Genomic DNA, 11,464 nt, shown 5'->3' with positions numbered 1-11,464 from the left:
GAAAAGTCTTTAGATGTGGATGAATTATGGTTTTCCTATTGGTATAGCTTTTGATGTTGCTATTTTGACTTTTAATATTTTGCTTGTGATAGTGAAGACTTGAATGTGAATCGAGAGCTTATTGTTCCCGGCTTTGAAACCCGCACTACTAAACTTCACACTCATTGTCAAAATTTTGGACGTAGAAACTGTTCTTGGTTCAGCCGATTTTTTAAAACCGATGTAAGAAGGCTGAAATATATTTCTTTGTCCTTTGAAAGAAAAATCGTCCCAGTAGAAATGATTATGTCGAAGTTGAGCACCTAGTTTAGGTGCTTTGAATGGATTCGTTTTTTGATGACCGCAGAATAGTCGGTCAGCGGTTGATAGGATTTAACTTTTGATACAGCTCTATATCGAAAACTCTCAGGGCTCTCGTTATACGGTGCGGCCTGGATGGATATGCCAGACGGGTCCCTCTAGAAAGATTGATGCTGCTGAATTATTGAGGATGTTCGATACTAACACTCTTCAGTTAGTATATGACCAGTACCTTGGCTTATACACAACCTTTGCGCCAGATATAGACCCTGAGCAAGAGCGTCCCCCATCTCAATCGCGATTAAGTAATGTGCCTGGCTATCTTAATGAGCGGGATAAAGCCATTTATCGGGCATTGGCTCAGAATCAACTGATTATTGAAGAGGCCCCATTGCCATATTCGGCATTGGGGGATCTACAAACAGAGTTGGTTGCTAAGATTCGTATGGGCTTGCAGAAAATTATTACGCAGGAAGTTGCAGATAAGGCTTTTATTAGCCAGCAAACTGATTGGAGTTGGGTGAAGCGTGTAACAACTGCAAAAAAGAAAGTAAAAGAAACTGACAGCTCTGTGTGGCGCTTATCGATTTGGTCAAAGAGTGCTGTTGATGTTGAGAAGATAGTAAGTCCAGCACGTCAATCATTTGAGTTTAGCTCTGCAGCAATCAATTATGTCTTATATGAAGAAACTCCAGAAGAAGAAGCTGATGAATGTGTAACCTCCCTGTATCGAGGTGTGATTGATGTACTAGGCTTTAATCCCAGTTCTGTTTCAAAAAAGCAGCTCCGCTTGAGTTTCAACATAGCCGAGGTTATTTATAGTGACCCAACTCTTCGGGGAGCAGTTTTTCATTTTGCCCAGGACTACATCAAAACACAACATAGCTTGCAGCACACAAACTTAACTGCAAGTGGTACTTTTGAGATCATTTTGACTATAGCACTTGCGGCATTGACTGAGGGAGATGTAGCTATAACATCCTTAACTAAGAATAAGCGCTTAGTGAATGCTTTCCGTAATATTGGCGATTTAATGTTTGATTTTGCTAGGACAAAAAAGCAAAGGAAAATACTTGCTAAAAATTCAGGATATTCGACAGTAGGCAAAAGCACTGCTGTATCCGGAAAGAAAACCCCCAAAATAGCTGCACCCCGAAAAAATAGTCGAAATTTAGTGCAAGTCAAAGTGGGTAACGAGCTGCGAGAAAATAAAAGGGGTAGTGAACAAGCTTTCACAGTGCCCCATGATGTAAAGTCTGAATTTTATAAGATAAATTGTGTCAGGGATTATTCATATGATACTGATAACCACATTAGCGAAGTAGGTGAAAATTATAACTCCGATATATGTCAGAGCGATAATGTTACTGGTGAAGTAACTAGGTCTGTAAATCTAAAAACTGGAGAGGTTCAGTTTACTTTAGAAGATTTGGTATTGGAGGGGGCACTACCCTTATCGGTAACTCGTACCTATCGCAGTAGTAATTCAAGAAATTTCGGATTGGGTTGTGGTTGGACTCATACATTTAGCGAGCGCTTGGTTTGGCGTCCAGGCAAACCCATACTCTTCTTTGATTCTGAAGGTAGAATAATTAGCTTGCCAGCTCCCGGAAATAGCTCGCGCAGTCATAATATTTATGAGAGATTAACTCTCACGCGAGTAAACGATGAGCATTGGATCATTACGACATATGGAATTTCCAATGGAGTACAAAGACATTTTAAAGCTACTGGTGAAACTGGTGCGTTAAAGCTCGCTGAGATTCGGGATGATAACGATAACTTTTATTTATTCAACTACTCAGGGGAGTATTTAAGATCGGTCGAGAGTAGTTCCGGTGAAATTTTATACATTAGCTCGCTTGATGAATCTCCTGAAAGTCACCTTATAAATACTTTGACAAAAGAAAATAATTCGGGAAGTTCTGAAGTAGTAGCTCAATATGTCTTTGATAGTGAAAATAATCTGACTGAAGCTGTAGACAGTGTTGGCAATAATGAAAAGTATGTTTATCACAAAGGCCTTATTAAACAAAGAACTTTAAAAACTGGTTATAGTTTCTATTTTCAGTGGGATGCTGAGGGTAGTTCAGCGCATTGTATACGGCAGTGGGGGGACCCTATTGACGAAAAAGCTGCTTACAGTTATCAATTTATCTGGGAGGAAAGTGGTCACGGAGCAACGATGTGTGACACGAGAGGGGGGCGGCAACGTTTTCACTTCAATAATCGCGGATTACTCACGTTCCATCAAGATGCTGAAGGTGGAGAAACGTGGTATGAATACAGCGATCTAGGTCACGTTACAAAAGTACGGCTACCCAGTACTGATGGGACTATACGTGAGGAGTTATTCCGATATGACAATCAGGGTCGCTTGACCGAGAAGATAGATGTGGCCGGTAATAATTATCAAATTGAATATAACAATGAAGGTCTCGCCACAAAGTATACTGATCCATCAGATAGCAGTTGGCAGTATAGTTACAACAAAAAAAGACAGCTGGTGCTAGCTGAAGACCCGCTCGGCAATCAAGTGAAATATGACTATACCTCTGCTGGCATGATTAATTCTATTAGTGACTCATTAGGTAATGTTACGAGTTATCTGTGGGGAAGCAGCAATAATCTATTAAGAATAAGTTGCCCCTTCGGACGATCTATTGATTGTAGATATGATGTTGATATTCGCACGGAATTGTTAACGCCTGCTGAGACGAAAGAGGCTTCTTGCAAGAATGAGGATCAGGGTCGGATCAATGTTAAGGTTGCTCAAAAAGATACAGATATTCAGTGCAGATTTAACCAGCATGGATTAGTTTCAGAAATATTAGATAAGGATGGGAGTTATACGCGTTATTCTTATAACGCACTCCATCAAATAAAGAGCAAGACTAGTTCCAGTGGCAGTCAATTAGAATATCATTATGATGGAGAGGGCAATTTAATTTGCCTTATAAATGAAAAGGGTGAGTGTTATCGGCTGAAATATGATCTCAATAACCGATTAATAGAAGAGGAGGATTTCTATGGTCGTGTTACCCACTATGCATATAATGTTGCTGGCCACTTAGTAAATTCTACGAAAGTAATTGCTTCTCAATCAGGCATTGGTACCGATATCTACTTTGAACGTGATTTGCTGGGCCAATTAATAAAAGAAACTACGCTAGAGGGCGCTAATAGCTTTAGATATAATTGCCTAGGGCAACTGATCGAAGCTAAAAATAATTACTGTAGTCTGAAGTGGGAATATGATGCTAGTGGTCGTATTGTAGCGGAATGGCAAGATGATAGTAAGCTCAGTTATAAGTATGATATTTTAGGTAATCTTACGGCAACTTCACTATCCAGAAAAGAAGATGTTAAATTTATCTTTGATCATTTTGTGGAATCTGAGAATTCACCCTTCTCCTCAGTAAATGGAAATTTCAATTCTTTGTTGATAAAAACAACCGAAGGGTTGAAACCTCTGGACAATTATGATCCTCAGGTTTATGTGCAAGGCTTTATTGTTAGTAAGTTTGAAAGGCCAATTGATACAGTTACAAATATTTTGAATTTATTGCCGAATAGTAGCTGTTCACTTGCCAGAGTTAATCATTCCGGCAAGGTTAATAAAAATATCTTTAATGTTCATAACTTTTGTAATAGTGATTCAGATCAGTTTCTTGCCTTCTTAATTTATGACCCCGCTGATAGTCTCCTAGGTAAGCTTAACTCGACGAGTAAGCTTGATAGTCAGATTCCTGGCAAAGAAGTTATTGAGAATAGAATCGTTGATAATGGCAATATATCCCGTGGTTATACCTCTTCTACAGGTCGTGTTGAAGAAGTTGGAGGGGAGGGGGCACAGAGGATTCGATACCATTATAATTGTCAGCAAAAGTTGATTAAAATAGAAAATCTAAAAGTAGAAAAAGGTGTAGAGAAATTTCAGGATGTGATTCGGTATCAATACGACCCCTTGGGGCGATGTGTAAGAAAGGAAAATTATGATGGTTGTGTCAGATTCTTTTGGTCTGGTGATACGCTTATTCAACAGCTTAAGAATGACGATCAAAGTAAATGAAGTATTATTTCGTAAAGGCTTATAAGTTGTCTGTGATATAGGGGGTTAACTCGATAGCTTGAATACGTTAATTTGCGTAAGTTTTTACAGCAGTATTGCATTTTGAGATAAATCATATTCAGTGCTTCTTTACATGAAGACAAGTTGCTGTCCTTTTTAGCTTATATAAGTCTATGCGGGTTAAATTGCTAGATAGGGCTTTCGGCAACATAAAGGGCAATAGCTTTAGTGTGTTATTTTCCATAAATAATGAAAACTCACTTTCTGAAGTCTTGGCTATCCTGCCAAGGTTGTCGGTAGTCATTGCTTATCCGCCCTGGAAGTAGCAGATTACCATGCGTAGCCTGAAGCCTATCTATATTTAATAACCCTCGAAAGTCCCAGCTATGGGGTTCAGCACCCAACCGACTGTAAGAATATGTTAGAGAGCTTGCTAAGCCTGAGGTTATTTGAGTCGATAAATTATTTAAATTTCTATGAGATCATCAATATTTTGATGCTCATATGAGCGAATAAGTAAGTGGTACGGCGGTGCACTTCTTGCGGGCTTTTAGGTCGTTATACGATAGAGCGAAGGCTTTAGGCGATAAATGTGAGTTTCTTTTGTTTCTTGCCTTGAATCAATTCATATTATCTGAGATGAATAGGAGTTTAGATATTTACAGCTCCTTTTATTAGGAATGATTATCTTTTTCCTTTAATGGCGTTAGGTCTTTGAAGCGGCTCTTCTGTTGATGTGGCTGGGTAGTGTTTCTTTGTTGTAATTATTGGCCGCAATCAAAGTTTATTTGGCAGGATGCAGGGCTGTTTCATATACGACTATATATTCCGAAAAAAAATATCGTTATTACTTTACAGAATAGAAAAAGCTGGTACCTTAGGGTCAGGATTGCTTAATTATACAGGATTAACAGTTTGTGATATTGGTTCTGAAGGTGCCTTATTAAATAGCATTTTTATGTATATGGATGATGAGAGTATGGCTGATGGATAGTGTGTTTGCCTGTAGTCTCTAATTGGGGTAAGAATCATCGTGTGATCAATTCTCACTATTGGGTAGTAGCCACCTGGTATATTACTCAGATCAAGTGAAGAATTAACTTATTAGTAGTGTTTCCAGTTAATCTGGATTTTATTTAGGTTTTATTCAGCTTCCGCTATGGCGTTTTTTCACCTTCCTCTGAGGTGGTTGGGCTACCCAAGATAGTATTCCTGAAGTTTCTTTTAATAAGTTAGTAATCCGCACAGTGATTTTTGAGTTTGGTATATAGTTTTACGCTTATTCTGTAATTTAAAATGAACTGTAAAAAGAAAGTATCTATCGTATTTTACCCTGGGGCACACTCATTAGATGTAATGGGGCCCGCAGAAGTGTTTTCGCTGGCAAATCAGCAGCTAAAGGATAGGGGCTTTAGTTGTGATGATCAGTATGAGGTTGAATTCTTAGCCGAAGATGGAGATACCAAGGAAATCTCATCAGGTTTAAGGATATGCTCAGATAGATGTTTTACTGATTCAAGAGGAATTCATACTCTCCTTGTGAGCGGTAATCTTAATGCTGCTGATGATTTGAATATCAGTGAATGTTTGAGTAGATGGCTTTCTCTTCAGTCTAGTTTAGTTAAGCGTATAGGCTCTATTGGCAATGGAGCTCTGATTCTCGCAAAAGTAGGTTTGCTAAATGGTCGGCGTGCCACTACCCATTGGAGATATATTGATCAGCTGAAGAGATTCCCAGAAGTGGATGTCGATTCAGAATCTGTATTTGTCAAAGATGATCATATATATACTTCTGCAGGTGTTAGTGCGGGGGTTGATATGGCTTTGGCAATGGTAGAGGATGATTTTGGTCGGGGTATTGCTTTAGCTGTTGCTCAATTAATGGTCTTATATCTCAAGAGAGATGGAGACCATAAACAGAGTAGCACTTATCTTATGAGCCAGTTAAAGAGTGATCGTTTTTTAGAGCTGGTGCAATGGATTCATAGTAATTTGGATAAAACTTTATGCGTTAATAGTCTCGCGGAAAAGACATCTATGAGCCCGAGAAACTTTGCTCGCTGCTTTACTCGGGATATGGGAGTAACTCCAGGTCGATTCGTTGAGAAAATTCGCATTGAAAAGGTTTGCCAGCTTTTAGCAACTCAAGCGTTAACTCAGGAGCGTATAGCTACTATCTGTGGTTTTAAGTCTCAAGAGCAGCTTAGAAGGGCATTTCGCCGAAATAAGGGTATGTTGCCGAGGGAATACCGTCGAAAGTTGTCGTGAAATAATTTATGGGACAGTCTATTCGGTAGGGCTGTCTCATTTTCAGAAAAGATATTTTTATCCTTGGATGCAAATATAAATAACATTTTCTGTTAGAGATTTTTGTTCTTCTTACCTAATTCTTGCTTGTCTTTCCTTTTGTAGATGCCTCCACTAGATTTACATCTGGGAAAAAATCTTTTAGCTGGCTTTTTATTCTTACTCGATAATTCACACAGCTTGATTCTCTCCATTATATAATCTTGCTAGGGTTGATTGAGTCGCTCCCATGAATAGGAATTAATTTGTTGTGTTAACTAGAAGCTCCAATTTTCACCGGTAGACTGCGAGCTTCTCGGTCTCTATTAGGACCAGGCCGGTAGCAATTGGTAAGTGATATAGCATAAAATCATATCCCGATATATATAGGTGTGGCGAAAAAATAGTGATAGATTTGCGGCTAAATAAAATTAGACCCATGAACGGAAGCCCTTTAGTGGTGTAGATATTCTGGGAATCTAATATTGTTGGTGCGTTGTGGGAGTCGCGATCATACCCTTCGCAATATTAAATTTCTGAAAAATTTATAATGTACCCTTAATTATGGTGGATATATTGAAAGTTAGATGTCTTAGAAATGGGAAAAGCAGGTGCTGCAGCGAGAAGTATAGTTAGAATTTAATCTAAGATTTCTGGCCTGACAATTTCCGATATCTAATCTTCAGTATTAATTGACATATAATTAGCTACTCAGTCTAAGCTTTTCTATAAAAGATTGTCTGAGAGAATTTTTTGGACATCAAAAACAATCTTTCAAGGTGTGCAGTAGCGATTGCCATTTAGTATGCCTCTCAGCTTGCAGATATACTTACTTTACCTATTAATGAATATGCTTTTAAGGAATACAAATTATTAGCTCTAGCCTTATTAGTTGCACTCGCTTATGAACCAAACCTCCTCTTGGGCATTTCTGCACTTGGAATAGCCTATGTCAATAAAACTGATAGATCTTATTATCCTGGACTACCGGAGGTTGATATATAGTGGCCTAAATAGGTTAAGACCGCCCATATAGAGTGGCGGTTCGATGTATAGGATGGAGAGGTAAGATGGACTATCAATCTTCTAAAAGCCCGGTACTTAATCTTTGGGGGCGATTTGGCGGCTCGGCATTGGGCCGCTGGCTGGTGTCTAAATTAGTGGCACTTAAGGCACCGTATTTTCGTTCAATCAAGCCGCGTTTCCTGGAATTATCACCGGGTAAAGTGGAGGTTTTACTGAATAAGCGTTGGAGCGTGACAAATCATATCGGTACTGTACATGCTATCGCTATGTGTAACGCCGCTGAATTAGCTGGCGGTGTTTGTTTGGATGTGTCTTTGGATCGACGCTTTCGCTGGATACCAGTAGGGATGGAAGTCAAGTACTTAAAAATGGCGAAGACTAATCTACGAGCCGTTTGTGAGTATCCAGGGTTTAAAACCATTGAGGCTGGCGATGTTGTTATGCCTGTGAGCGTTATTGATACTAATGGAGAGGAAGTATTTCATGCCGATATTACCATGCGTGTATCAGAGCGCCCCGACGCGAAGTAGTAGAGTTGTCATTTGAGGTCAACTCTTGGAGTATTTTCAAGGGGAATTGCCTTACTTTGAGCTTGAATATGGAGAAGAGTATGCAAGCTGGGAGGGGATGAAGTGTGCTCTACTCATAAATCTCGTAGAATATTTCTTTGTTCAGTCTTGATGTATTTGGAGGGTTTATGAGATTGGCTTGGCAGATAGAAAAGTCGACATGCCTCTTTGGTGGTGAAAATAAAACTGCTACGGAGCATGAGTTACACCGATCGGAAAGTACTGCCTTGGCGAATGATGATATTTATCAGGACCTTTCCGAGGTATTACAGCTCGCAATTTCCAAGCTTGATGAAAATGTAAGTGATACTTCTCTGTACTTCCTGATTAGTTGGGAGTCTGTATCTGCTTCTATGACGGTATCTGTAGTTGATGATAGCCGAAGCAATGACTCTAAAGTAGTTGTGCACTGTCACTTTGCTGGACTGGCTTCCCAATATGATGCTGAGCCGAAGAGGCAGGAAGCTTTGGTTAAATGGTCGGATGAACTTAGGTTTTGGTGTAAAGAGTATCTATCTACTGATCAAGGTTTTTCACAGTTTTCTCTGGTTGCATTGTTCGCGACAGGCTCCAGAGCTACTGCTCTGATTCTTTAAAATGTATCTGAAAACGATGCTTATATAGTGTGAACAACTAGGGCGGGGAGGCGAGGCTTAAAATGCCCTCCCTGTACAAATAACATAGGAAATGGAGATTTCTATGAATGTTTACTATTTGTGTATTGGGCTCTTAGCGGCATTATCCTTTCTGCTCGGCGCCTTGGTTACTGTTGGGCGCGGTAAGTATGAGGTTTTAGTTGGGCATTCTTTCGACCCCGATAATACCCTGCACAAATGGGTAAGGGCCCATGCAAATACAGCAGAATATGCTCCCCTTTTGATGGTACTTATTTACTTAGTGAGCTTAGGGCAGTCTTCTACCTGGGTTTGGTGGTTTGTTATTCTGCTGACCGCTTGTCGATTTCTTTTTGTTGCAGGCATCTTATTTCCCTCCACTATGGCAAAGCCTAACCCAATGCGCTTCTTGGGTGCCGTAGGCACTTATATCTTTGGATTGGGGCTTTGCTTGGCGCTGGTGCAGCAAGCCCTGAGGCTTTGAGTTGGTTGCAAGCGCTTTCAAACCTTATATTGGTTGGTGCTTAAACTGATCAAAATCGATTGGTCTATCGATAGCTTTTAACTTTTTGCCAGCCGGCAAGAACTGTTTACGATCCTTGCTGTATAAAAAACAACCTAACAAGTTTCCCTGCAGGGTGGTTGACCGAATGCGACACTTGTCGCACACTAGCCCTGACTGTCACACGGGAAGATAAAATGAAAAAGGTAAAACCGTCCCCATCAGAACTTGCGCTGTTGAAAGCCCTTTGGAGGCGAGAACCGCTGAGTGCCAGAGAGTTACATGATCGGGTGGGACCTGAATTGGGTTGGTCATACTCCTCTACTCGAAAGACACTAGATCGGATGCGGGATAAGTCGTTTGTGGCTCAATCTGAGATCCATGGAATCCATGTTTATAGGCCTGCGATTGAGAAGGTGGAAACTTTGGCGTCATATGCAAAAGATTTCGCTGAAAGAGTATTAGAGCTTGATGGCCCCCTTCCTGTGTCGATGTTTGCCGGCAGTAAGTTAATGAGTGATAAAGATATCGAGGAGCTTCAGGCAGTACTCGATTCCTGGCCTGACTCTGAGCCGGTCAGCAAGGATGGTGAATAGACTATGGCCGAGATAGTCTCTACAGTTCTACCATTTGCACTGGATTTTCTAGCTACTTCTTTCTTCTCAATATTGTGGGCGGGGTTGGTTTTTATTGTTATTTGGCTGGCAACAGCTAGAAATAAAGACAGTTTTAATGCGATATACCATTGGCGAAGTTTCTGGTTGTGTGCAATGGTCGCTGCCGGTTCCCCATTTTTTCTTGCGCAATTGAGCGACCAGTTAACGTTGGGTATTGCTCCAGATCTGGATTTTGAATTACCGCCAGCTTATGAGGCTACCTCTATACCACCAATTAACATAGTTCTGCATGAGTATGTATCTACCTCTTTGAGTTCTGTTGAATTACTGGCTTTTCTTTGGTTGCTTATATATCTGTGCGGGGTGTTTTTTACCTTATCTAAAACGGTAGTGAGTCAGTTTTTCTATGGCAAGAAATTGAGTTTAATAGCAAATAATAAGCTTTCTGTTGTTAAATTTGACCAGTTTTTTACTTCATCTCAAAGTGATTTTCTAATCAGAAGTAAAACTCAGGTATTTATAACACACTCAACGATTACACCATTTGTGATACAGCTATTCAGTCGCAAATTAGTGCTTCCCTCCTATATTTTATCAATGAATGAAACGGAGCGTCATCTAATCATTGAGCATGAAATTATGCACTTGAAAAGGCTTGACCCCTTGTTGATTCTGATTGTGCATATATTTACTTGCATCCTATGGTTCAATCCCTTCTTAGGGTGGATGAAGTCTCGATTCAGTTGGGCGATAGAGTTGGGGTGCGATCGCGAAGTTCTAAAGTCATGTAAGCGAGAATTGCACCGTGTTTATGCACAAGCAATGATTGACACTCTTCGACGGAACTCTTCACAAAGAACAAGTGACTGGGTTGTAGCTTTCTCTTTCTCTGGTGGTACGAGTCAGGCTCCTTTTTTCCGACGCAGACTTTTGAATATTATGGAAGCCTCAAGGGCGGGGGCTAATAATGGCGAATTAGGTGTCTATTTACGCGCTATGTTGTTCTGCAGTTTTTCGACCATTTTAATACTCGGAGGGCTACTGTTAAAACCGGGATTAACAATGGCTTCAGTGGAGGTTACCAAATTGACAGTCCCGGTTGAGAGTGCCCGTATTAGTAGCCCTTTTGGTGATTTCAGTAAAATTCGCAAAAAACCCCATGAAGGTACTGACTTTGCGGCACCGATTGGTACTCCGGTGGTTTCAGCTGAAAGAGGTGTTGTAATAGTCTCTACTGATGATTATAAGCATAAAAATTATGGGAAAATCATAATTATTGATCATGGTAATAATACGAAAACTCTGTACTCCCATTTAAATGAGCGGGAGGTTGAGGCAGGGCAGTCAGTACGTGCCGGCCAGGCGATAGGAACTGTGGGTATATCAGGGCGTGTAACAGGGCCACATCTTCACTTTGAACTTATCAAAGAAGGCAAGCGAATCAACCCAGACACTTTGCTTGCGAAGTAAGGGGGGAG

At 40.3% G+C, this 11,464-nt stretch carries 7 protein-coding genes; all 7 read left to right on the top strand.

Features of this window, described 5'->3' with window-relative positions:
• Window positions 1-379 precede the first annotated feature (379 nt).
• The 7 genes from ACJJII_RS22160 (at window position 380) to ACJJII_RS22130 (ending at window position 11,456) form a co-directional block, all read left to right on the top strand.
• On the top strand, window positions 380-4,372 hold the full coding sequence (locus tag ACJJII_RS22160; RefSeq protein ID WP_444917767.1) for a DUF6531 domain-containing protein: 3,993 nt from the start codon (window positions 380-382) through the stop codon (window positions 4,370-4,372).
• 1,296 nt (window positions 4,373-5,668) lie between these two features.
• Window positions 5,669-6,640, top strand: a complete 972-nt coding sequence (locus ACJJII_RS22155; RefSeq protein WP_444917766.1) for a GlxA family transcriptional regulator — start codon at window positions 5,669-5,671, stop codon at window positions 6,638-6,640.
• Window positions 6,641-7,728: 1,088 nt separating this feature from the next.
• Entirely contained in the window at window positions 7,729-8,214 is a 486-nt protein-coding gene (locus tag ACJJII_RS22150) for a hotdog fold domain-containing protein (protein ID WP_444911193.1), read from the top strand.
• Window positions 8,215-8,381: 167 nt separating this feature from the next.
• The gene (locus ACJJII_RS22145; protein ID WP_444917765.1) at window positions 8,382-8,849 is read left to right on the top strand and encodes a hypothetical protein; all 468 of its coding nucleotides are present in this window, start codon (window positions 8,382-8,384) and stop codon (window positions 8,847-8,849) included.
• Between the two features lie 103 nt (window positions 8,850-8,952).
• Window positions 8,953-9,351, top strand: coding sequence for an MAPEG family protein (locus ACJJII_RS22140; RefSeq protein WP_444911191.1), 399 nt, complete (start codon window positions 8,953-8,955; stop codon window positions 9,349-9,351).
• Between the two features lie 215 nt (window positions 9,352-9,566).
• Window positions 9,567-9,965 (top strand): BlaI/MecI/CopY family transcriptional regulator, encoded by a 399-nt coding sequence (locus ACJJII_RS22135; RefSeq protein WP_444911190.1) that lies wholly within the window; start codon window positions 9,567-9,569, stop codon window positions 9,963-9,965.
• 3 nt (window positions 9,966-9,968) lie between these two features.
• Window positions 9,969-11,456 carry a M56 family metallopeptidase gene (locus ACJJII_RS22130; protein ID WP_444917764.1) on the top strand — a complete coding sequence of 496 codons (1,488 nt, stop codon included), beginning with the start codon at window positions 9,969-9,971 and terminating at the stop codon, window positions 11,454-11,456.
• Window positions 11,457-11,464: the final 8 nt, after the last annotated feature.

This window comes from Microbulbifer maximicatervae (SeqCode) (assembly GCF_052467825.1).
This window is presented reverse-complemented; position numbering and strand designations above follow the sequence as displayed.

Excerpts from the sequence above, each read along its gene's own strand:
- ACJJII_RS22155 (WP_444917766.1), top strand. The coding sequence starts at position 5,669 with ATGAACTGTAAAAAGAAAGTATCTATCGTATTTTACCCTGGGGCACAC.
- ACJJII_RS22140 (WP_444911191.1), top strand. The coding sequence starts at position 8,953 with ATGAATGTTTACTATTTGTGTATTGGGCTCTTAGCGGCATTATCCTTT.
- ACJJII_RS22135 (WP_444911190.1), top strand. The coding sequence starts at position 9,567 with ATGAAAAAGGTAAAACCGTCCCCATCAGAACTTGCGCTGTTGAAAGCC.
- ACJJII_RS22145 (WP_444917765.1), top strand. The coding sequence starts at position 8,382 with ATGAGATTGGCTTGGCAGATAGAAAAGTCGACATGCCTCTTTGGTGGT.
- ACJJII_RS22130 (WP_444917764.1), top strand. The coding sequence starts at position 9,969 with ATGGCCGAGATAGTCTCTACAGTTCTACCATTTGCACTGGATTTTCTA.
- ACJJII_RS22150 (WP_444911193.1), top strand. The coding sequence starts at position 7,729 with ATGGACTATCAATCTTCTAAAAGCCCGGTACTTAATCTTTGGGGGCGA.